Annotated in this window: 18 protein-coding genes; 13 read left to right on the top strand and 5 right to left on the bottom strand. The window is 73.6% G+C overall.

From position 1 onward, the window contains the following. Positions 1-475 precede the first annotated feature (475 nt). Together purN and purH are read left to right on the top strand one after the other, a co-directional pair. Positions 476-1,096: a phosphoribosylglycinamide formyltransferase gene (gene purN / locus AC0ZLC_RS26710; RefSeq protein ID WP_476754501.1), complete on the top strand. Its 621-nt coding sequence runs from the start codon at positions 476-478 to the stop codon at positions 1,094-1,096. Beyond that, positions 1,093-2,655 carry a bifunctional phosphoribosylaminoimidazolecarboxamide formyltransferase/IMP cyclohydrolase gene (gene purH, locus AC0ZLC_RS26705; protein ID WP_476754500.1) on the top strand — a complete coding sequence of 521 codons (1,563 nt, stop codon included), beginning with the start codon at positions 1,093-1,095 and terminating at the stop codon, positions 2,653-2,655. Before purN ends, purH begins: the two co-directional genes overlap by 4 nt. A gap of 120 nt (positions 2,656-2,775) precedes the next feature. On the opposite strand, the gene AC0ZLC_RS26700 is transcribed toward purH, so the two are convergent. Next, complete coding sequence (locus AC0ZLC_RS26700; protein ID WP_476754499.1) at positions 2,776-3,360, bottom strand: hypothetical protein; 585 nt, start codon at positions 3,358-3,360, stop codon at positions 2,776-2,778. Positions 3,361-3,628: 268 nt separating this feature from the next. On the opposite strand from AC0ZLC_RS26700, the gene AC0ZLC_RS26695 reads away from it, so the two are divergent. The 7 genes from AC0ZLC_RS26695 (at position 3,629) to AC0ZLC_RS26665 (ending at position 11,860) form a co-directional block, all read left to right on the top strand. Next, a complete protein-coding gene (locus AC0ZLC_RS26695) occupies positions 3,629-4,483 on the top strand; it encodes a bifunctional methylenetetrahydrofolate dehydrogenase/methenyltetrahydrofolate cyclohydrolase (protein WP_355781071.1) in 855 nt (284 codons plus the stop codon). A 232-nt stretch (positions 4,484-4,715) separates the two neighbouring features. Continuing rightward, a complete protein-coding gene (locus AC0ZLC_RS26690; protein WP_476754529.1) occupies positions 4,716-5,183 on the top strand; it encodes a DUF3017 domain-containing protein in 468 nt (155 codons plus the stop codon). A 563-nt stretch (positions 5,184-5,746) separates the two neighbouring features. Next, positions 5,747-6,943 (top strand): helix-turn-helix domain-containing protein, encoded by a 1,197-nt coding sequence (locus tag AC0ZLC_RS26685; protein WP_476754498.1) that lies wholly within the window; start codon positions 5,747-5,749, stop codon positions 6,941-6,943. A gap of 441 nt (positions 6,944-7,384) precedes the next feature. Then, positions 7,385-8,374 carry a malate dehydrogenase gene (locus tag AC0ZLC_RS26680; RefSeq protein ID WP_476754497.1) on the top strand — a complete coding sequence of 330 codons (990 nt, stop codon included), beginning with the start codon at positions 7,385-7,387 and terminating at the stop codon, positions 8,372-8,374. Positions 8,375-8,733: 359 nt separating this feature from the next. Beyond that, positions 8,734-10,338, top strand: a complete 1,605-nt coding sequence (locus AC0ZLC_RS26675) for a hypothetical protein (protein WP_476754496.1) — start codon at positions 8,734-8,736, stop codon at positions 10,336-10,338. Then, positions 10,335-10,697, top strand: a complete 363-nt coding sequence (locus AC0ZLC_RS26670) for a hypothetical protein (RefSeq protein ID WP_476754495.1) — start codon at positions 10,335-10,337, stop codon at positions 10,695-10,697. The genes AC0ZLC_RS26675 and AC0ZLC_RS26670 overlap by 4 nt, the downstream gene beginning before the upstream one ends. A 74-nt stretch (positions 10,698-10,771) precedes the next feature. Continuing rightward, complete coding sequence (locus tag AC0ZLC_RS26665; RefSeq protein ID WP_476754494.1) at positions 10,772-11,860, top strand: hypothetical protein; 1,089 nt, start codon at positions 10,772-10,774, stop codon at positions 11,858-11,860. A gap of 27 nt (positions 11,861-11,887) precedes the next feature. On the opposite strand, the gene AC0ZLC_RS26660 is transcribed toward AC0ZLC_RS26665, so the two are convergent. Then, the gene (locus AC0ZLC_RS26660) at positions 11,888-12,799 is read right to left on the bottom strand and encodes a bifunctional helix-turn-helix transcriptional regulator/GNAT family N-acetyltransferase (RefSeq protein ID WP_476754493.1); all 912 of its coding nucleotides are present in this window, start codon (positions 12,797-12,799) and stop codon (positions 11,888-11,890) included. A gap of 123 nt (positions 12,800-12,922) precedes the next feature. Beyond that, positions 12,923-13,432, bottom strand: a complete 510-nt coding sequence (locus AC0ZLC_RS26655) for a carboxymuconolactone decarboxylase family protein (protein WP_476754492.1) — start codon at positions 13,430-13,432, stop codon at positions 12,923-12,925. Positions 13,433-13,479: 47 nt separating this feature from the next. On the opposite strand from AC0ZLC_RS26655, the gene pdxR reads away from it, so the two are divergent. Continuing rightward, positions 13,480-14,910, top strand: a complete 1,431-nt coding sequence (gene pdxR, locus AC0ZLC_RS26650; RefSeq protein ID WP_476754491.1) for a MocR-like pyridoxine biosynthesis transcription factor PdxR — start codon at positions 13,480-13,482, stop codon at positions 14,908-14,910. A gap of 451 nt (positions 14,911-15,361) precedes the next feature. Here the strand turns inward: pdxR and AC0ZLC_RS26645 are convergent, their stop codons facing one another. Together AC0ZLC_RS26645 and rocD are read right to left on the bottom strand one after the other, a co-directional pair. Further along, the gene (locus tag AC0ZLC_RS26645) at positions 15,362-16,213 is read right to left on the bottom strand and encodes a DMT family protein (protein WP_476754528.1); all 852 of its coding nucleotides are present in this window, start codon (positions 16,211-16,213) and stop codon (positions 15,362-15,364) included. 60 nt (positions 16,214-16,273) lie between these two features. Then, on the bottom strand, positions 16,274-17,485 hold the full coding sequence (gene rocD / locus AC0ZLC_RS26640; RefSeq protein ID WP_476754490.1) for an ornithine--oxo-acid transaminase: 1,212 nt from the start codon (positions 17,483-17,485) through the stop codon (positions 16,274-16,276). Positions 17,486-17,756: 271 nt separating this feature from the next. Here rocD and AC0ZLC_RS26635 point away from each other — a divergent pair, with 271 nt between their 5' ends. The 3 genes from AC0ZLC_RS26635 to AC0ZLC_RS26625 all read left to right on the top strand — a co-directional run bounded on the left by AC0ZLC_RS26635 (position 17,757) and on the right by AC0ZLC_RS26625 (position 21,170). Further along, on the top strand, positions 17,757-19,202 hold the full coding sequence (locus tag AC0ZLC_RS26635) for a glycine hydroxymethyltransferase (RefSeq protein WP_476754489.1): 1,446 nt from the start codon (positions 17,757-17,759) through the stop codon (positions 19,200-19,202). 207 nt (positions 19,203-19,409) lie between these two features. Next, positions 19,410-20,423 carry a tryptophan--tRNA ligase gene (gene trpS, locus AC0ZLC_RS26630; protein ID WP_476754488.1) on the top strand — a complete coding sequence of 338 codons (1,014 nt, stop codon included), beginning with the start codon at positions 19,410-19,412 and terminating at the stop codon, positions 20,421-20,423. Between the two features lie 165 nt (positions 20,424-20,588). Continuing rightward, the gene (locus tag AC0ZLC_RS26625) at positions 20,589-21,170 is read left to right on the top strand and encodes a 2'-5' RNA ligase family protein (RefSeq protein WP_476754487.1); all 582 of its coding nucleotides are present in this window, start codon (positions 20,589-20,591) and stop codon (positions 21,168-21,170) included. Positions 21,171-21,211: the final 41 nt, after the last annotated feature.

Here is a 21,211-nt window from a genome sequence, read left to right as displayed (position 1 = left end):
GGTGTGCGTCTTCCCCTTGGTGGTTCTGGCGGGCGGTGTGCGCGCGAGCTTCGGTGCTCGCGACACCCGCCCCGAGTGTTCGAGACCGGGGCGCGCGCCCCGGGGTGTTCGGGACCGGGACTCGCGCCCCGGCGTGTACGGAACCGGGACTCGCGCCCCGCTCAACTGCCCGCGGCTCGCGCCCGGGCGTCCGGGTCCCGGGCGGCTCGCGCCCCGACGTACAGGACCCGCGCCCGCGCATGCGTGCCCGTCCAGATCAACGTCCGACGCGCGCGGGGCGTTCCCCCGCGCCGAGCGGCGTTCCCGGACAGGCGCTCACCAGACGCTACCTTCCGGCCACGCCCCCGTCCCGTGGGGGCCGCCCCGTGTGCCGGTATCGTTGCTGCCGGTCGGCCGCTTCGTAGACTTCCCCGTATCCAGGGGCGCGAAGCATTCGTACGACCGTACAAACGCTTCCCCGAGAAAGGGCCCCGCCGTGGCCAAGGCCAAGCGCCTCGTCGTGCTGGTCTCCGGATCAGGCACGAACCTGCAGGCACTGCTCGACGCCGTCGAGTCCCAGGGCACCGAGGCCTACGGAGCCGAGATCGTGGCCGTCGGTGCGGACCGGGACGGCATCGTGGGGCTGGAGCGCGCGCGGCGGGCCGGGATCGAGACCTTCGTCCGGCGGGTCGGGGACTACGGCACCCGTGACGAGTGGGACGCGGCGCTCGCCGAGGCGACCGCCGCGTACGAGCCCGACCTGGTCGTCTCCGCCGGGTTCATGAAGATCGTGGGCAAGGAGTTCCTGGCCCGGTTCGGCGGGCGGTTCGTGAACACCCACCCCGCGCTGCTGCCCAGTTTCCCGGGAGCCCACGGCGTGCGGGACGCGCTCGCGTACGGCGCGAAGGTCACCGGATGCACCGTCCACTTCGTCGACGACGGTGTCGACACCGGCCCGATCATCGCCCAGGGCGTGGTCGAGGTGCGGGACGAGGACGAGGAAACCGCTCTTCACGAGCGCATCAAGGAAGTCGAGCGAAGGCTGCTCGTCGATGTCGTGGGGCGGCTCGCCCGCAACGGCTATCGCATCGAGGGACGAAAGGTAGTTATCCAGTGACCGCCGAGAGCAACAAGCGGCCCCTTCGCCGGGCGCTCGTCAGCGTCTACGACAAGACCGGTCTGGAAGAGCTGGCGCGCGGGCTGCACGAGGCCGGGGTCGAGCTCGTCTCCACCGGCTCCACCGCATCGAGGATCGCCGCGGCCGGTGTCCCGGTCACCAAGGTCGAGGAGCTCACCGGCTTCCCCGAGTGCCTGGACGGCCGGGTCAAGACCCTGCACCCCAAGGTCCACGCCGGCATCCTCGCCGACCTGCGCCTGGCGGACCACCGGGCGCAGCTCGCCGAGCTGGGCGTGGAGCCGTTCGACCTCGTCGTCGTCAACCTGTACCCGTTCCGTGAGACCGTCGCGTCCGGGGCGTCGCCCGACGAGTGCGTCGAGCAGATCGACATCGGCGGCCCCTCCATGGTCCGCGCCGCCGCCAAGAACCACCCGTCCGTGGCCGTCGTCACCAGCCCCGCGCGGTACGGCGACGTCCTGGCCGCGGTCGAGGACGGCGGCTTCGACCTCGCCGCCCGCAAGCGGCTCGCCGCCGAGGCCTTCCGGCACACGGCCGCGTACGACGTGGCCGTCGCCTCCTGGTTCGCCGACGGGTACGCCCCGGCGGACGACAGCGGTTTCCCCGAGTTCCTCGGCCACACCTACGAGCGCAAGAACACCCTCCGCTACGGCGAGAACCCGCACCAGGGCGCCGCGCTGTACGTCGACGGCACGGGAGGCCTCGCCGAGGCGGAGCAGCTGCACGGCAAGGAGATGTCGTACAACAACTTCACGGACACGGACGCCGCGCGCCGTGCCGCGTACGACCACGACGAGCCCTGCGTCGCGATCATCAAGCACGCCAACCCGTGCGGCATCGCCGTCGGCGCGGACGTCGCCGAGGCGCACCGCAAGGCGCACGCCTGCGACCCGCTCTCCGCGTTCGGCGGTGTGATCGCCGTCAACCGTCCGGTGTCGAGGGAGATGGCCGAGCAGGTCGCCGAGATCTTCACCGAGGTCATCGTGGCGCCCGGTTACGAGGACGGCGCGCTCGACGTGCTCACCAAGAAGAAGAACATCCGGGTGCTGCGCGCGAACGGCGCGCCGGCCAACCCGGTCGAGGTCAAGCCGATCGACGGCGGCGCGCTGCTCCAGGTCACCGACCGGCTCCAGGCCGACGGCGACGACCCGGCCGACTGGACCCTCGCGACGGGTGAGGCCCTGAGCGGGGACGAGCTGGCCGAGCTGGCGTTCGCCTGGAGGGCGTGCCGCGCGGTCAAGTCCAACGCGATCCTGCTCGCCAAGGACGGCGGCTCGGTGGGCGTCGGCATGGGCCAGGTCAACCGCGTCGACTCCGCGAAGCTGGCCGTGGAGCGGGCGGGCGCCGAGCGGGCCCGTGGCTCCTACGCCGCCTCGGACGCGTTCTTCCCCTTCCCCGACGGCCTGGAGATCCTCACCGCGGCCGGCGTCAAGGCCGTGGTCCAGCCCGGCGGTTCGGTCCGCGACGAGCTGGTCGTCGAGGCGGCGAAGAAGGCGGGCGTCACGATGTACTTCACGGGGACGCGCCACTTCTTCCACTGAGCCGCGCTCTGCTACCGACGCACCTGACGGCGGCCCCCGGCACCCCTCGGTGGAGGGGGCCGGAGGCCGCCGTCAGATGCGCGTGCCCCGTACCGCGGACGGTTCCGGTGCCGCCGCCGGTCAGTACCGCGGGCGGTTGAACCAGGCTTCGCCGTCCTGCTTGCCGACGAACACCGCGATGAGGATCGCCATGACGGTGTGCGCGAGGCCGATGACGACGAACGGGTAGATGCCGAGGATCGCCGTGAGGATGCCGAAGACCAGGATGGCGACACGGACGCCGTTGCCGCCGCTGCCGGTCTTCACGCCGAGCCAGATGGCGAAGACGCCCCAGGCCAGTACGGCGACGGTGACGGCCCACAGCACGCCGGCCGAGTAGTCGGCGAGCTGCTGGAACTGGACGTCGTCCTTGAGGGTCTCGTCGTTCTTCGCCGCCGAGACGGCCACCGCGGACAGCGCGATCAGGATCGCGCCGAGGACCTGGAGACCGCCGATGACGAAGAGCATCACGCGGGCGGCCTTCACCCCGCCCGGCATCACGGCCGGGCCGCCCGGGTAGCCACCGCCGTACGGCTGCTGCTGGAGCGGCGGGGCCTGCGGGTAGCCGTAACCGGGCTGCTGCGGCGCACCGCCCTGGGGGTAGCCGTAGCCGGGCTGCTGGCCCTGCGGGGGGCCGTAGGGATTGTTCGGGTCGCCGTAGCTCATGGCGGGTTTCCTCCGATGCCTGATGCGGGGACTACGCGCGGCACGGTTCGGAGGAGAGTTCTACAGAGCGGTCCGTCCCCCCGGTACTGCCCGCGGCACTGTGCCGCTCATCGTTCTCAAACACTCGCTCATTTGTCCAGCGGACATCCGTACGTGTTGTGCAAGTGCAACATCCACGATCATGGCGGTCACCAGGTGGCGGGGCCCGCGGGGCGCCGTCGGCGGCCCGGATTGGAACCGGGGCCGGGTCATCCGCGAGGATGGGGGCATGACCGCCCAGATTCTCGATGGCAAGGCCACCGCAGCCGCGATCAAGTCCGACCTGACCGCCCGCGTGGCGGCCCTCAAGGAGAAGGGCGTCACGCCCGGCCTGGGGACCGTCCTGGTCGGCGACGACCCCGGCAGCCAGAAGTACGTCGCGGGCAAGCACCGCGACTGCGCGCAGGTCGGCATCGCCTCCATCCAGCGCGAACTGCCCGCGACCGCCACGCAGGAGGAGATCGAGGCGGTCGTCCGCGAACTGAACGAGGACCCCGCCTGCACCGGCTACATCGTCCAGCTCCCGCTGCCCAAGGGCATCGACGAGAACCGCATCCTGGAGCTGATGGACCCGGACAAGGACGCGGACGGCCTGCACCCGATGAACCTCGGGCGGCTGGTCCTGAACGAGCCGGCGCCGCTGCCCTGCACCCCGAACGGCGTCCTCACCCTCCTCCGCCGGTACGGCGTGGAGATCAAGGGCGCCGAGGTCGTCGTCGTCGGCCGCGGGGTGACCATCGGACGCCCGATGCCCCTGCTGCTCACGCGCCGCTCCGAGAACGCCACGGTCACCCAGTGCCACACCGGCACCCGTGACCTCTCCGCCCACCTGAAGCGGGCGGACATCATCGTCGCCGCGGCCGGTTCCGCGCACCTGATCCGTCCCGAGGACGTGAAGCCGGGCGCCGCCGTCCTCGACGTCGGTGTCTCGCGCAGCGCCGAGGGCAAGATCGTGGGCGACGTCCACCCCGGCGTCGCCGAGGTGGCCGGCTGGATCTCCCCGAACCCGGGCGGCGTCGGTCCGATGACCCGCGCCCAGCTGCTCGTCAACGTGGTCGAGGCGGCGGAGCGCAGTGTCGGCTGACGGCGACGCCAAGGACACGGCCGCGATCGAGGACACCGCGTCCGCCGAGGACACCGCGTCCGCCGAGGACACCGCGTCCGCCGAGAACAGCGCGTCCGCCGAGAACACCGCGGCCCCCCGGGACCCCGCGGCGGAACCGGCGGACGCGGCCGGTACGGACACCCGGGACGCGGCCGGTAGCAGCACCCGCGGCGCGTCGAGTACGAGCATCGACGGCCTGGCCGGCGTGAGCATCGACGACGTGGTCGGCACGAGCGCGGAACCGACCGTGCGGGACGCCGTCAGCGCGCCCGACGCGCAGGGCAGGCCGCGCCGCACCACCCGCCGCTTCCCGCTGTTCACGCGGGACACCGCGCGACCCGAGGGCGGCGGTCGCGCGGCCCCCAGGGACGCTCCCGCGCCCGCCCGCCAGTGGCCGATCCTCGTCGTCCTGGCGGGTGTCGGGCTCGGGCTGCTGCTGACCGCGCTGGACGTCTTCCGCTTCGGCACCGTCCTGATCGGCGTGGCCCTGCTGGCCGGCGGTGTGCTGCGCTGGGCGGTGCCCGACGTCGGCATGCTCGCGGTCCGCTCCCGCTTCACGGACATGGTCACGTACGGCGTGCTGGGCGTGGCCATCGTGCTGCTCGCGCTGATGGCACAGCCCAGGCCGTTGCTGGAGATCCCGTTCCTGGACGACACCCTGCACTTCACGATCCAGTGACCGGACGGTGGCCCGCACTTCCCCCCGGAGAGTGCGGGCCACCGGGCCGGACCTGCACAGGGGGCGGCGAGGTGACCGCGGCCCATCCCCTCCCCCGAGTAAGGACGAGCCGCGGCCGGGCGAGTGTTCCGCCCGGGGTCCACACTCACGCACGGTGAACAGCCTGTTCAACACCTGGCTGTTCGCTGTGGCACGGAAGTGACCATTCCGCTACGGTGTCCGCGCCCCGCAACGGGAACCGCCTCCAGGACCGCGTCCAGGGGACCGCCGACGCCGGTTCCCGCCACGGCCGCCGGCCGGCCGGGACGGTCCGGAGCCTCTGTACGGGAGACGGGGGTTCGGCCGGCCAGGGCCGGGCGTACGAGGGGCTCTGGACCGCGGTCCGGCGGCGTGCGACGGTGCGGGAGCGGGTCGGACACTCCCGTGCGCCCCTTTCCCGGGAACTGAGAGCCTCGCCCGGCGCATCCCTGTGGACAGCCGGATGGGGGACTCGGCAGCGGGCGTCGCGCGCGGGGAAGGTGCGGACGGAATCAGGCACGTACCGGGGAAAGAGGGGGGAAGCGATGCCTCGTTGGAAGGCCTTGCCGGATGAACTCGATCCGCAGGTCGGGGAGTTCGTCGGTCAGCTGCGCCGGCTCGTCGACCGCGGCGGGCTGAGCATCGCCGCGGTGGCGGACCGCACCGGATACAGCAAGACGTCCTGGGAGCGTTATCTGAACGGCCGGCTGCTCGCGCCCAAGGGGGCGGTCGTCGCGCTGGCCGAGGTCACCGGCACCAGCCCCGTGCACGTCATCACCATGTGGGAGCTGGCCGAGCGCGCCTGGAGCCGCGCGGAGATGCGCCACGACATGACGATGGAGGCGCTCCGCATCTCCCGGGCCCGGGCGGCGCTCGGGGAGTTCGGGCCGCCGCCGGCCAACGGCACGGGCGGCAGTCAGGCCGGCGGGGGCGGCAGCGCGACGGCGACGCCGGGGATCGCGGGACCCGCCGGGGTGATGCCCACGGTGCCGCCCCAGCCGTCACCGCATGACGTGGAGGACTCCGCGTACGGTTCCGGGCCGAACGGCACCGCCGCACGCGGCTCCGGCGACGGCGCGGCACCCGGCGGGCCCGCGCGCGGCGGGTGGGGACTCAGCATGCCGTCCCGCCCGTCCGCGCCCGTGACACCACCGGATGCGGGGGTAGCGGGGCCCCCGGTGCCCGGTCAGGACGCGGGGCCGCCGCCGTCCGACGCCCCGCCGCGGGGCGGTGGTTCGGCCGACGGGGCGCGGCGCATGCGGCGGCTCACGATGTTCCTCGCGGGCACGGCCGGCGCGCTCGTGGTGATCGCGGCTGCCGTCCTGCTCACCGACGGCGGCGGGGACGGGAGGAGCGCGGGCACACCGAAGCCGCCCGCCGCCTCCGCGAGCACCGGCCCCGACCTGCCGGCCGGGGTGAAGTGCAGCGGCAGGGGCTGCACCGGCAAGGACCCGGAGGAGATGGGCTGCGGTGACGAACGGGCCAGGACCACCACCAGCGTCACCGTCGGCACGGCCCTCGTGGAGGTCCGCTACAACAAGGCCTGCGGTGCCGCGTGGGCCCGTATCACCGGGGCGGCTCCGGGGGACAAGGTCGTGGTGTCCTCGGCGGCGGCCGCCGGACGGAGCGGCTCGGTCGACGGGGACTTCGACGCGTACACCCCGATGGTGGCCGTGAAGGACGCGGGTGACGCGAAGGCCTGCGCGACCCTCAAGTCGGGCGAGAAGGGCTGCACTCGGTAGGCGGCGCGACCCCGTGCGCGCGCGTGGAGCCTGCTCGCGCGCCGGTGTGCGGAAAACCGCGCCGCACGGGGGCATGGTCCGGGCCGGCCGGGGCAGGCGAACTGTACCCCCACGGGATCCGGTTGTTCCGGGAGGACGAGACCCCCCTTCTCCCGCACACCCCGGTACCCTTCCGGCGGCCGCCGCGTCCCCTCTTGTGGACGGGCGGCCGCTTCTTCTGTGCCCGGAACGGCGGCTGTGGGGCGGGCCACACGAGACCCGGCCGTGCGGGCCCTCGGATGCGCGATAGCCTGACGGGCGGATCTCTCTTGACGCCGAGAGATCGATCATCTGTACGCCTGATCGATCCTCGCGGCGGTCGGCGCCGGCCATCCGGCAGGCGGCGGGATCCTGCACCCGGGGCAGCGACGCCCCACCGCCAGCTGTCATACGGAGAACGCCATGACCCGCACTCCCGTGAACGTCACCGTCACCGGCGCGGCCGGCCAGATCGGCTACGCACTGCTCTTCCGCATCGCCTCCGGCCAGCTGCTCGGCGCGGACGTTCCGGTCAAGCTGCGCCTTCTGGAGATCACCCCGGCGCTCAAGGCCGCCGAGGGCACGGCGATGGAGCTCGACGACTGCGCCTTCCCGCTCCTCCAGGGCATCGACATCACCGACGACCCGAACGTCGCCTTCGACGGCACGAACGTCGGTCTGCTCGTCGGCGCCCGCCCCCGCACCAAGGGCATGGAGCGCGGTGACCTCCTGGAGGCCAACGGCGGCATCTTCAAGCCGCAGGGCAAGGCCATCAACGACCACGCCGCGGACGACGTCAAGATCCTGGTGGTCGGCAACCCGGCCAACACCAACGCCCTGATCGCCCAGGCCGCCGCCCCGGACGTCCCGGCGGAGCGCTTCACCGCGATGACCCGCCTGGACCACAACCGCGCGCTGACGCAGCTCGCCAAGAAGACGGGCTCCACGGTCGCCGACATCAAGCGCCTGACCATCTGGGGCAACCACTCCGCGACCCAGTACCCCGACATCTTCCACGCCACGGTCGCCGGCAAGAACGCCGCCGAGACCGTGAACGACGAGAAGTGGCTCGCCGAGGACTTCATCCCGACCGTCGCCAAGCGCGGTGCCGCGATCATCGAGGCCCGCGGCGCGTCCTCGGCCGCCTCCGCCGCCAACGCCGCCATCGACCACGTCCACACGTGGGTCAACGGCACCGCGGACGGCGACTGGACCTCCATGGGCATCCCGTCGGACGGTTCCTACGGTGTGCCGGAGGGCCTCATCTCCTCCTTCCCGGTCACCACCAAGAACGGCACGTACGAGATCGTCCAGGGCCTGGACATCAACGAGTTCTCCCGCGCCCGCATCGACGCCTCCGTCAAGGAGCTCGAGGAGGAGCGCGAGGCGGTCCGCGGTCTCGGCCTCATCTGAGCCGCCCCAGCCTCCGTCGGCCCCCATCGGAACGTACTCCGGTGGGGGCCGACGCATGCGTACGAAAAGTACGTATCGAACACCCGTGCTTTATCGGCATATGGCAGCTGCAACAGGAGTAACCCTCGCTATCGTCGTGATGTACGGTCCGCCCGGGGTTGCCGGCCGGACCGAGCAGGACATGGCGGGGGTGGTCCCGTTGACGGGATCGAATCGGCGGTACGCGCACAGCGAGTCCACCCGGCTGCTGTGCGCCGGGGCCTATCTGGACACGGGGTTCAGGGCGCGGGTCATAGACGAACTCATCGGGCACGAGGAACGGCCGGCCGCGCCAGTCCCTCGGTGTCGATGTCGTCTCCGTGCTCGCGCATGCCGTGCGGGCACGGCGGCAGGAGGTCTCGACCGCGCTCGCGCTGTGCGGCATCTGGGTGGTCTTCTTCGCCGTGGAGGCGGCCCTGGCGCGGAAAGGGGCGGCCGCCGGAGGTGAGTCGGCGCCGGGGGTCGCGGGACTCGGCGTGCTGGCCGGCGCCTTCCCGGCGCTCTTCTACGCGGGCGTGTGCGTCCTGCTCTGGGCCGCACGGGCGGCATCCGGCGGCGGTACGACCATGTACGCGGTGAGCCGCGCGGAGTGGACCCGGCTCCGGCTGCCCCGGCGCGCGACCGCCTGGGGGCTCACGATCATGGCCCGCGGCCTGGAGCTCGTCTACTGGGGGTACGCACTCCACCGCCTCTCCGACGATCCGTTCCCGCTGCTGTTCCCGCTCGCGCTCACCTTCGCCACCGGGGTCCACCGCTCCCACGTCGCCGAGGTTATGCGCGGGGAACTCGGCCGCGACGTCTTCGAGGGCACGGCGCCGGCGACCCCCGCGGGCAACGAGCGCCAGGTCCGCGTCGCCCGGGCCATCGCCTGGGAGCAGCACGCGGGCGTCGCGCTCTACGACGCCCACCGGCCGTTCGTCGGGGCCGGAAAGCCGTACGAGCCCTGGTCGTTCGCGATGGAGATCACCCCGGCGAGGAAGCACCGGCTGTCCCTGAACGGGGACTCGCCCGACGGCCACCCGAACGGAGACGGCAACGGGCTGCCGGGCGGCAACGCACTCCCGGGCGGCAACGGACTGCCCGACGGGGCCGCGCCTGTCGTGCGGCTGACCAACCGCCAGATCATCGACCTGGTACGCCCGAAGCTGGAGGCGCTGCGCGAGTCGGCCGCCCTGACCAGCCGGGACCGGCTCAAGGACCTGGAGATCGAGGAGTTCGTCTACCTGCCCGCGGGCGTCGGCCGCAGCGAAGGCGTGTACGGCGCCGAGTCCGCCCGGACGCATGCCGAGGGAGCGGTCGACGAGGGCGGCGAGGCGCGCCGCCACTTCCTGCGGGTGCGGATCGGTGCCTGGGACGAGCAGGTGGTGGTCTCGGTGCTGGTCCGCGTCCACACCCAGGGCCGGATGCTGGTCCTGGAGGTCGTGCCGCACGTCCTGGGGCCGATCGCGGCGCAGTACCGGCACGTGGACCTCATCGCGTCCCGCCGCGAGGACGAGGCGCTGCGCGAGGGGGTGCGGACGCTGCTGTCCGGTCCGGCGACGAACGTCGTGGCCGGGATCTCCGCGGTCCGCACCCTCGCGCAGTGCCTGCACACCTGGCTGGCGCACCGCGAACAGGCGCCGCCCGACGCCCCGTTGGCGTCGGTGCGCGAACTGGGCAGTACGGACGGGCTGTCGCTGTTCCAGGAGATGGACGTCAGCCGCTACATCAAGACCGTCGAGGACCGCATCGCGAGCGGGGTGCGCGAGGCGCTGCGCCGCAGCGGCTGCGAGACGGGCAGCTTCGAGCAGAACATCGTCAACGTCTCCGCGGGCGGCCAGTTCATCGGACAGATGAGCGGCGGGACCGTGGTGGGCCGGATCAGCAGGAGCGCCGTCACCACAGGCGTCGGCAACGCCATGTACGGGGAAGGGGACACGGAATGAGCGACGGCACGGGAGGGCGGATCGACCGCATCACGCGCAGCGCGGTGAGCTTCGGCGACCACGGCAGGGCCGAGTACCACGAGGCGCCGCGCGCTGCCGCCGCCGACGAGGCGACCGAGGCGCTGCTGGACGCCGTACGCAGCCTGCGCGACCATCTGCGGCTGCTCACGGAGTCGTCGGGTGCGACCGGCCTGGACGGTGAACTCGCCGTCGTGCAGGGGGAGATCGAGCGGACCGGCGCCGCTGATCCGCAGCGGCTAGGACGGTTGCGGCTGCGGCTGGAGACCGCCGCGGCGGCGGTGGCCGGGCTGGCGTCGACGGCGGCCGTGGTGCAGGCGATCACGCAGCTGGCGGGCTAGGGCCTGTCTGACAATTCCCGTCTGCCTCGCGACACCAGGCACGCGGGAGTGCGGCGTGAGGAGAGGGGGAGGACATGCGGCAACGGTGGGACGCGGACCGCCAGCGGTGGGTCGACGACGACGGAACGGGCGGGCCGGCCGGGTCGCCCGGGCAGGCGGGAGGAGCGGCACCGGGTGCCGCCGACCCGGCGCGGGGCGCCGGGGGAGCGGACGGTCCGGCGCGGGGCGCCGGGGGAACCGATGACGCGGGCGGGAGTTCGGGGGCGGGTCCGCTGGATCCGCAGCAGCAGTGGTGGGCCTCGGCGCAGACCCAGTCGGCCGTGTTCCCGCCACCGCCGCCCCCTCCTCAGCAGCCGGGGCCCCGGCCGCAACAGTCCCCGCCCCCGGCTCCGGACCCGGTGCCGCCGTCCTGGGGTGCCCCGGTGCCGGGCGGCGGTCCGCCGCCGGCCGGGCCGGACGGCTCACGGCGGCTGCTGTTCGTGATCGTCGCCGTGGCGCTGCTGGCGGGCGGTGTGGGCGGCGGGGTGTGGGCGCTGACCCGGGACGGGGCCACGGACCGGGCGGGCTCCGGCGGGCCGCGGTCGTCCGTGACCGTCACCGCCACGCAGGGCGCCCCCTCGGCGCAGGGTTCGGAGGGCGCCACAGGCTCCGAGGAAGGGGATCCTCTCGCGGGTTCCGAGTCGCCCGCGGTCTCCGCGTCGCCGTCCCCCGGCTACAGCCGCTCGGTGGACGGCGTCGGCTACACCGTCGACGTGCCCGAGGGCTGGGACCGTTCGGTGGACCGGCGCACGGGGAAGCCGTCGGTCGTCCACTACACGTCCCCCGACGGCACCGCCGAACTCGAACTGTTCGAGCTCATGGAGGCCAGCCCCGCCGACTCGCTGTCCCAGGCCGAGAACGACCCGTCCTTCGGGTTCGACGCCAAGCTGGCCGGCTACCGGGTCCTGGACCGCCGGTCCGGAACCGACTGGGCCGAGCTCGGCTACCGCTACGACGACGTGCAGGACGGCCCCCTCGAGGTCGTCGACCACCGCTTCGAGGCCCCGGACGGTACGGCGTACGCGATCCGCTCGATCGGCACCGAAGGCACGGACGTGCGCACCCCGTTCCGGGTGGCCCTGAACTCGTTCTGCCCGGCGGGAGCGAACTGCGCGACGGCGTGAGCGCCCGGCCCGCACGCCCGCGCCCCGTCAGCCGGAGGGGCGGCGGGCCGGCGTGCGGCCCAGGCGCTTCTCGAACCAGTGGGCCGCGTGGACGTTGTCGTCGTACGGCGGGATCTCCGTGTAACCGCAGGCTGGGTACATGGCCCGGGCCTCGGTGAGGCCCGCGTGGGTGTCGAGCCGCACGGCGTTGAGTCCGCGCTCGACGGCCTGCCGCTCCAGTTCCTCCAGGATGCGCCGGGCCAGTCCGAGCCGCCGCACGTCGGGGTGGACCCACACGTGCCGGATCTCACCCACGCCCCCTTCGAGCCGGCGCAGCGCCCCGCAGCCCACCGGCTGCCCCTCCTCGTACGCCACGACGAAGGCACCGGCCCGCCCCGACACCTCGCCCGGCCGCACCAGGGGTGCCGGGTCGAAGCCCTCGGGGAACCGCTCGCCGATGTCGGCGGCGTACGCGGCGAGGCAGGTCCGCGCGTCGCGGGAGGCGCCGTCGACGACCTCGACGCCGATCCCGGCGAGCCGCAGCAGCCGCTCGGTGACGGCGACGGCGGCGGTGAGTTCGCCGCGCTGCGCCTCGCTGAGCCCCCGCAGCAGGCCCGCGGCCAGTCCGTCGGCCCTCCGGTTCTGCTCCGTGACCTCGGCGCGTCCGGCGGGCGTGAGCTCCGCGACCCGCAGCCTGCTGTCCTCGGGGTGCACGCTCACCCGGATCAGCCCCTGCACCTGAAGCGTCTTGATCATCCGGCTCAGATACCCGGCGTCGAGCCCGAGCCGGCCTCTGAGGTCACGCAGCGAGGTCCCGTGCCCGACCTCGAACAGCAGCCGGGCCTCGCCGAGCGGGCGCTCCCGGCCGGGGCAGTGCTCGTCGAGCGCGCCCACCCGGCGGGTGAAGTACCGGTTGAAGCGGCGCAGCGCCCGCACGTCGTCCACTGAGACTGGCTCCATATGTCTTTGACCCTAGTCAAAGAAAATGCCGTGTGTCCAGGAAGCCGATCGGGCCGAGGGCATTGAGCCGGTCCTGTCGGTATCTCCGTGGCCCCGCACCCCCGTCGCCGACCGTGCCGCCACCTACTTGTACTGGCCCGCCTTGTAGTGACCGGGCACGAGCCGGCAGGTCACCCCGAACCGGTTCCACGCGTTGATCACCGTGATGGCGGCGACCAGCTGCGCCAGCTCGGTCTCCTCGAAGTGCTCGGCGGCGCTCGCGTAGACCTCGTCCGGCACGAAGCCGTCGGTCAGGACGGTCACCGCCTCCGTCAGCGCGATCGCGGCGAGCTCCTTCTCCGTGTAGAAGTGCCTCGACTCCTCCCACGCGCTCAGCTGCACGAGGCGTTCGACGCTCTCACCCGCGGCCAGCGCGTCCTTGGTGTGCATGTCCAGGCAGAACGCGCAGTGGTTGAGCTGCGACGCGCGGACCTTCACCAGTTCCAGCAGCAGCGGGTCGAGGCCCTGCCGGGCCGCCGCGTCCAGCTTGACCATGGCCTTGTAGACATCGGGCACCAGCTTCGCCCACTCCAGCCGCGGAGCCTCCTCGGCGGCGTACCCGGCGGTCGTCGTGTTGTTCTCGTTCGTCGTCATGCCGTCGACCCTACGAACGGAGCAGCCCAGGAGTATGGTCCATTTCCATGGCAGAACACCGGGCCACTTCCAGGCGGCCCGACCCCGCGCGCGGCTCCGCGCTCGGCGTCGACCTGCACCTGGAACCGGCCGGTTCCGGAGTCCGGCGCGGCCTGACCGACGCCCTGCGGGAGGCGGTCCGCGGCGGCCGGCTGGCCCCGGGCACCCGCCTGCCCTCCTCCCGCTCCCTCGCCGCCGACCTGGGCATCGCCCGCAACACGGTCGCCGACGCCTACGGAGACCTCGTCGCCGAAGGCTGGCTGACCGCCCGTCAGGGCTCGGGCACCCGGGTGGCCGAGCGGACCGTCCCGAGAGCCGCACCACAGTCGGCGCCCGCCGGACAGCGGCCGGGCCGGCCCGGCCACGACCTCGTCCCCGGCACCCCCGACCTCGCCTCCTTCCCGCGCGCCGAGTGGCTGAAGGCCGCCCGCCGCGCCCTGGCCGCCGCGCCGTCCGACGCCCTCGGCTACGGCGACGCCCGCGGCCGGACGGAACTGCGCACCGCCCTCGCCGGCTACCTGTCCCGGGCCCGCGGCGTACGGGCCGACCCGGACCGCATCGTCATCTGCTCCGGGTTCTCCGACGGGCTGACCCTGCTCGGCGCGGTGCTGCGGCAGCGGGGCCTGCGCACGCTCGCGGTGGAGTCCTACGGCCTCGACGTCCACTGGAACCTGCTGCACTACTCCGGTCTGCGCACCGTGCCCCTGCCGTTCGACGGACTCGGCACCCGCCCGGGCGACCTGACGGGCACGCGGGCGGTCCTGATGACGCCCGCGCACCAGTTCCCGATGGGGGTGCCGCTGCATCCGGACCGCCGGGCCGCGCTCGTGGACCGCGCCCGCCGCACCGGCGCACTGATCCTGGAGGACGACTACGACGGCGAGTTCCGCTACGACCGGCAGCCCGTGGGCGCCCTCCAGGGCCTGAGTCCCGAGCAGGTCGTCTACATGGGCACCGCCAGCAAGTCACTGGCCCCCGGCCTGCGGCTGGGCTGGCTGGTGCTGCCCCGGTCGCTGGTCACCGAGGTCACCGCGCTGAAGAGCGGCGGCGGGTGGTCCTCCGGGGTCCTGGACCAGCTGACCCTGGCGGAGTTCATCACCTCGGGCGCCTACGACCGCCATGTCCGCGCGGCCCGCCTGCGCTACCGGCGCCGGCGCGACTCCCTCGTCGCCGCGCTGGCCGCCCGAGCCCCGCAGGTGCACGCCACCGGCATCGCGGCGGGCCTGCACGCGGTCCTGCGGCTGCCGCCGGGCACCGAGGCGTCGGTGGTCCGCGCGGCGGCCTGGCAGGGCCTCGCCGTCCACGGCCTCGCCCGCCACCGCCATCCCGACGCCGCGACCGACCCCCTCGACGCGCTCGTCGTCGGCTACGGCACACCCCCGGACCACGCCTGGACAGGGGCCCTGGACGCCCTGTGCCGGGCCCTGCCGCAGCCATGACCGCGACCGCGCGGGCCGCCGCGCGAGCCGGCCTGCCGGGCGCCGCCCGAACCGGCCTGTCGGGGGCCGCCCGAGCCGTGGCCCTGCCGCAGCGATGACCGCGGCCGCGGAGGCCGTCTGACCCGGGCCCACCGGGGGCCGCGCGAGCCGGGCCGCCTACCGGGCGCCGCCTGAGCCGGACCACAGGGGGACGCGCGAGTCGGCCTACCGGGCGCCGCCTGAGCCGCGGCCCTGCCGCAGCCATGACCAGCCGCGGGCGCCGCCCGAGCCGGCCCACCGGGCGCCGCCCGAGCAGACCCCGAGCAGACCCACCGGGGATGTCCTAGCCGCCCCCCGGGCGCCGCCCGAGCAGACCCCACCCGGGGGACGTCCGAGCCGGCCCCCCGGGGACTTGCGAGCCAGCCCATCGGGCGTCCCCCCGGCCGGCCCACCGCGCGTCGCCCCAGCCGGACTACCGGGGGACGCCGGCCGGCCGCAGTGCCGCCGTTTCCGTCGGGGCCTCACCGAAGCGGGCCAGCGCCAGCGCACCCGTGACCGCCACGGCGAAGCCGAGGACCGCCGGCCAGGCCATCCCCTCCCGGGTCCGGTCACCCAGCCAGATCACACCGACCAGGGCGGGGCCGATCGTCTCGCCGATGATCAGCCCGGCGGTCGCCGTGGTCACCGAGCCGCGCTGCAGGGCGGAGGTGAGCAGCAGGAACGCCGCGCCTCCCCCCAGCAGCAGCGCGTACGCCGCCGGATCGGCGACCAGTGCGCCCGGGGACACGCCGTCGACGAGGCGAACCGCCACCTCGACCACGCCGAAACCGACCCCGGCCCCGAGCCCCAGGGTGAGCGCCCGCCCCCGCTCGGGCAGCCGCCCGGCCGCCGCGCCCGCGAGCAGCACGAGCACCGCGGTGCCGAGCATCACGTAGGAGAGCGCCGTCGAACCGGCCCGTCCGCCCTGCGTCCCGGACGCCAGACCGAGCGCCGCCAGCCCCGCGCACACCACCGCGACGGCGCCCCACTCGACCCGGCTCAGCCGCGCGTTCAGCAGCCGCGCCGCGACCACCGCCGTCACCGCGAGGCTCGCGGCGAGCGCCGCCCCCACCGCGTAGACGGGGATCGAACGCAGCGCCGCGACCTGGAGCCCGAAACCGAGTCCGTCGAGCGCGAGCCCGGCGAGATACCGCCACTGGCGCAAGGCCCGCAGCAGCAGCGCCGCGTCCCCGCCGGGCCCGTCGCCGGCCGCCGCCCGCGCCGCGACCGCCTGCAGCACCGTCGCCGTACCGAAGCAGACCGCCGCACCGAGGGCGCACATCATTCCGAGGAGCACGAAGCGACCTTAGACGGGCACGGGCCGGGCGCGACCGCCGCGCACCGACTACGCGAGCACGTCGCGCAGCTGGGCGAGCCCCCAGTCCAGGTCGTCCTTGCCGATCACCAGGGGCGGGGCGATGCGGATGGTGGCGCCGCGGGTGTCCTTCACCAGGACACCGCGGTCCATCAGCCGCTCGGAGACCTCCCGGCCCGTGCCGTACGCGGGAGCGATGTCGACGCCCGCCCACAGCCCGCGCCCGCGCACCGCCGTCAGCCGCCCCTCGTCCCGCAACACGCCCAGCTCCCGGTGCAGATGGTCCCCGAGCTCCGCCGCCCGCCGCTGGTACTCGCCCGACCGCAGCATGGCGATCACCTCCAGCGCGACCGCGCAGGCCAGCGGATTCCCGCCGAACGTCGACCCGTGCTCACCGGGCCGGAACACCCCGAGCACCTCGCGCCGCGACACCACGGCCGACACGGGGACGACCCCGCCGCCCAGCGCCTTGCCCAGCACGTACACGTCCGGCACGACGCCCTCGTGCTCGCACGCGAAGGTCCGCCCGGTCCGGCCGAGCCCCGACTGGATCTCGTCGGCGACGAACAGCACGTTCCGCTCGCGCGTCAGCTCCCGCACACCCCGCAGGTAGCCGGGCGGCGGCACCACCACCCCCGCCTCGCCCTGGATCGGCTCAAGCAGCACCGCGACCGTGTTCTCGGTGACCGCCGCGCGCAGCGCCGGGAGATCCCCGTACGGCACGATGTCGAACCCCGGGGTGTACGGCCCGAAGTCCGCCCGCGCCCCGGCGTCCGTCGAGAAGCTGACGATCGTCGTCGTACGCCCGTGGAAGTTGTCGCCCGCCACCACGATTGCGGCCCGTCCGTCGGGGACGCCCTTGACCCGGTAGCCCCACTTGCGGGCCGTCTTCACCGCGGTCTCCACCGCCTCCGCCCCCGTGTTCATGGGCAGCACCAGCTCCATGCCGCACAGCTGTGCCAACTCCGCGCAGAACGCGGCGAACCGGTCGTGGTGGAACGCCCGCGACGTCAGCGTCACCCGCTCCAGCTGCGCTCTGGCCGCGTCGATCAGCCGGCGGTTGCCGTGCCCGAAGTTCAGCGCCGAGTAGCCGGCCAGCAGGTCGAGGAAGCGGCGGCCCTCGACATCCGTCATCCAGGCGCCGTCCGCCGTGGCCACGACGACCGGCAGCGGCTGGTAGTTGTGCGCGCTGTGCGCATCGGCCGAGGCGATGAACGCCTGTGTGGTCTCCGCGGCGGTCACGGGATCTCCAAGGGGGAGAAGGGCGGGGCCGTCCGGTCTGCGGCCTCCTTCCTATCGTCGCTCGCATGGTGGACGGGAGACCGCCTCGGTCCGGCGCGCCCGGTAGGCTGGCCGACGGGCCGTGACTGGCGCGCTGGGATGGGACCGACCATCGGGGAGCGGCCCGTGCTGTGATCTCCCGGGGACCGGAGCGTCCGCGCGGGGAGCCACGGGCACCGAGTGCCGTGCGCCTGGGCCGAACCGTGATCGAACGCCACGACCGGAGGCCGTCATGCCAGAGCCCCTCTCCACCGAGTCCACCGCCTTCCGCAGCGCCCTCGAGGTGATCCGGGCCGTGGAGCCCCGGGTCGCCGACGCCATCGGCCAGGAGGTCGCCGACCAGCGCGAGATGCTCAAGCTGATCGCCTCCGAGAACTACGCCTCCCCGGCCACCCTGCTGGCGATGGGCAACTGGTTCAGCGACAAGTACGCAGAAGGCACCGTCGGCCGCCGCTTCTACGCCGGCTGCCGCAACGTCGACACCGTCGAGGCCCTCGCCGCCGAACACGCCCGCGAACTCTTCGGCGCCCGGCACGCCTACGCCCAGCCGCACTCCGGCATCGACGCCAACCTCGTCGCGTTCTGGGCCGTCCTCGCCGACCGCGTCGAGGCTCCGGCCCTCGCGAAGGCCGGCGTCCGCAACGTCAACGACCTCTCCGACGCCGACTGGGCCGAGCTGCGCCAGGCGTTCGGCAACCAGCGGATGCTCGGCATGTCCCTCGACGCGGGCGGCCACCTCACCCACGGCTTCCGCCCGAACATCTCCGGCAAGATGTTCGACCAGCGCTCCTACGGCACCGACCCCGCCACCGGCCTCATCGACTACGAGGCCCTGCGCGCGTCCGCCCGCGAGTTCAAGCCGCTGATCATCGTCGCGGGCTACTCGGCCTACCCCCGCCTGGTGAACTTCCGGATCATGCGGGAGATCGCCGACGAGGTCGGCGCGACCCTGATGGTCGACATGGCGCACTTCGCGGGCCTCGTCGCCGGCAAGGTCCTCACCGGCGACTTCGACCCGGTCCCGCACGCCCAGATCGTCACCACCACCACCCACAAGTCGCTGCGCGGCCCGCGCGGCGGCATGGTGCTGTGCGACGACTCCCTCAAGGACCAGGTCGACCGCGGCTGCCCGATGGTCCTCGGCGGCCCCCTCCCGCACGTCATGGCCGCCAAGGCCGTCGCGCTCGCCGAGGCCCGCCGCCCCGAGTTCCGCGACTACGCCCGGGCGGTCGTCGACAACGCCCGCGCCCTCGCCGAGGGCCTGATGCGCCGGGGCGCCACGCTGGTCACCGGCGGCACCGACAACCACCTGAACCTGATCGACGTCGCCTCCTCCTACGGGCTCACCGGCCGCCAGGCGGAGACCGCCCTGCTCGACTCCGGCATCGTCACCAACCGCAACGCCGTCCCCGCCGACCCGAACGGCGCCTGGTACACCTCCGGCATCCGCATCGGCACGCCCGCGCTGACCACACGGGGTCTCGGTGCGACCGAGATGGACGAGATCGCCGGCCTGATCGACCGCGTCCTCACCGCCGCCGAGCCCGGCACCACGGCCAAGGGCGCCCCCTCCAAGGCGCAGCACGTCCTCGACCCGAAGATCGCCGACGAGATCTCCCGCCGGGCCACCGACCTGCTGACCGGCTTCCCGCTCTACCCGGAGATCGACCTCGGCTGACGCCGACGCCCACCCCGGCCGGCTCACCGGCCGGTCAGCTCCTGTCGTGGTCCCCGCGGCGGTCCGGCCTCGCGCCGGGCCGCCGTCCGCGCCGTGTTCCTCGTCCGGTCGGCGGCGCTCCTCCGTCGCACCGCCGGGGCCGGATCGGTTCCCGGCTGTTCCCGGCCAGTTCCGGACCGGGTCCCGTCACCTGAGAGAATGGTGGGCATGGCCCCTGACAGTCCTCGCGTGCTTTCCGGAATCCAGCCCACCGCAGGCTCGTTCCACCTCGGCAACTACCTCGGCGCCGTCCGCCAGTGGGTGGCCCTGCAGGAGTCCCACGACGCGTTCTACATGGTCGTGGACCTGCACGCGATCACCGTTCCGCAGGACCCCGCGGACCTGCGCGCCAACACCCGGCTCGCCGCGGCCCAGCTGCTCGCCGCCGGGCTCGACCCGGACCGCTGCACGCTGTTCGTCCAGAGTCACGTCCCCGAGCACGCGCAGCTCGCCTGGGTCATGAACTGCCTCACCGGCTTCGGCGAGGCGAGCCGCATGACCCAGTTCAAGGACAAGTCCGCCAGGCAGGGCGCCGAGCGCGCCTCCGTCGGCCTGTTCACGTACCCGGTCCTGCAGGTCGCGGACATCCTGCTGTACCAGGCCAACGAGGTCCCGGTCGGCGAGGACCAGCGCCAGCACATCGAGCTCACGCGCGACCTGGCCGAGCGCTTCAACGGCCGGTTCGGCCAGACGTTCACGGTCCCGAAGCCGTACATCCTCAAGGAGACGGCGAAGATCTTCGATCTCCAGGACCCGGCGATCAAGATGAGCAAGTCGGCCTCCACGCCGAAGGGCCTCATCAACCTGCTCGACGAGCCGAAGGCGACGGCCAAGAAGGTCAAGAGCGCGGTCACCGACACGGACACGGTCATCAGGTACGACCCGGAGCACAAGCCCGGCGTCAGCAACCTGCTGTCCATCTACTCCACGCTGACCGGAACCGGTGTCGCGGATCTGGAGCAGAAGTACGAGGGCAAGGGCTACGGTGCGCTGAAGACGGACCTGGCCGAGATCATGGTCGACTTCGTGACGCCGTTCCGGGAGCGCACCCAGCAGTATCTGGACGACCCGGAGACGCTCGACTCGATCCTGGCCAAGGGCGCCGAGAAGGCCCGCGCCGTCGCCGCGGAGACGCTCTCCCAGGCGTACGACCGGGTCGGTTTCCTGCCCGCCAAGCACTGAGGTCAGGGACCGGGGTCAGGGCACGACGACCCGTCGTCGTCCCGGACGGCCTCCGGTACCGGGCCGCACCGCCGTACAGTCGATAGCTGAAGCAGCGGCCGCCCCCGTCCGGGTGGCCGCGACGGAACGACGAGACAACCGATTCGACCGACGACAGGAGACGACGTGGGGACCGTAACGATCGGCGTGTCGATCGCGGTCCCGGAGCCTCACGGCAGCCTGCTCCAGGAGCGGCGCGTGGGCTTCGGCGACCCCGCGGCTTCCGGCATCCCCACGCACGTCACGCTGCTGCCGCCGACGGTCATCGAGGACGCGGCGCTGCCCGCGGTCGAGACGCATCTCGCGGAGGTCGCCGCCGCCGAGCGGCCCTTCCTGTTGCGGCTGTCGGGCACGGGCACGTTCCGGCCGCTGTCGCCGGTGGTCTTCGTCCGGGTCGCTGAGGGCGCCGAGGCGTGCGACCGGCTGCAGCAGCAGGTCAGGGACGCCTCCGGTCCCGTGGCGCGCGAGCTGCAGTTCCCGTACCACCCGCACGTCACGGTGGCGCACGGCATCGACGAGGCCGCGATGGACCGGGCGTACGAGGAGCTGTCCCCGTACGCGGCCGAGTGGCCGTGCACCGGCTTCGCGCTCTACGAGCAGGGCGCGGACGGCGTCTGGCGCAAGCTGCGGGACTTCCTCTTCGGCGGCGCGGTGGTGCCCCCGCAGGGCGCGCCCGCGGACCGGGACACCACGCTGCCGGCGCACTGACGACGGGCGTCGCGGTCACGGGCATCCACGCGGGACCCCGC

It is taken from the genome of Streptomyces sp. GLSS-08, from assembly GCF_056387915.1.
Note: the sequence above shows the minus strand (reverse complement) of the source record. Positions and strands in the feature narration are given on the sequence as shown.

Excerpts from the sequence above, each read along its gene's own strand:
- AC0ZLC_RS26700 (WP_476754499.1), bottom strand. The coding sequence starts at position 3,360 with ATGAGCTACGGCGACCCGAACAATCCCTACGGCCCCCCGCAGGGCCAG.
- AC0ZLC_RS26695 (WP_355781071.1), top strand. The coding sequence starts at position 3,629 with ATGACCGCCCAGATTCTCGATGGCAAGGCCACCGCAGCCGCGATCAAG.
- AC0ZLC_RS26665 (WP_476754494.1), top strand. The coding sequence starts at position 10,772 with ATGCGGCAACGGTGGGACGCGGACCGCCAGCGGTGGGTCGACGACGAC.
- AC0ZLC_RS26660 (WP_476754493.1), bottom strand. The coding sequence starts at position 12,799 with ATGGAGCCAGTCTCAGTGGACGACGTGCGGGCGCTGCGCCGCTTCAAC.
- AC0ZLC_RS26645 (WP_476754528.1), bottom strand. The coding sequence starts at position 16,213 with ATGATGTGCGCCCTCGGTGCGGCGGTCTGCTTCGGTACGGCGACGGTG.
- AC0ZLC_RS26635 (WP_476754489.1), top strand. The coding sequence starts at position 17,757 with ATGCCAGAGCCCCTCTCCACCGAGTCCACCGCCTTCCGCAGCGCCCTC.
- AC0ZLC_RS26685 (WP_476754498.1), top strand. The coding sequence starts at position 5,747 with ATGCCTCGTTGGAAGGCCTTGCCGGATGAACTCGATCCGCAGGTCGGG.
- pdxR (WP_476754491.1), top strand. The coding sequence starts at position 13,480 with ATGGCAGAACACCGGGCCACTTCCAGGCGGCCCGACCCCGCGCGCGGC.
- AC0ZLC_RS26680 (WP_476754497.1), top strand. The coding sequence starts at position 7,385 with ATGACCCGCACTCCCGTGAACGTCACCGTCACCGGCGCGGCCGGCCAG.
- AC0ZLC_RS26655 (WP_476754492.1), bottom strand. The coding sequence starts at position 13,432 with ATGACGACGAACGAGAACAACACGACGACCGCCGGGTACGCCGCCGAG.
- AC0ZLC_RS26670 (WP_476754495.1), top strand. The coding sequence starts at position 10,335 with ATGAGCGACGGCACGGGAGGGCGGATCGACCGCATCACGCGCAGCGCG.
- trpS (WP_476754488.1), top strand. The coding sequence starts at position 19,410 with ATGGCCCCTGACAGTCCTCGCGTGCTTTCCGGAATCCAGCCCACCGCA.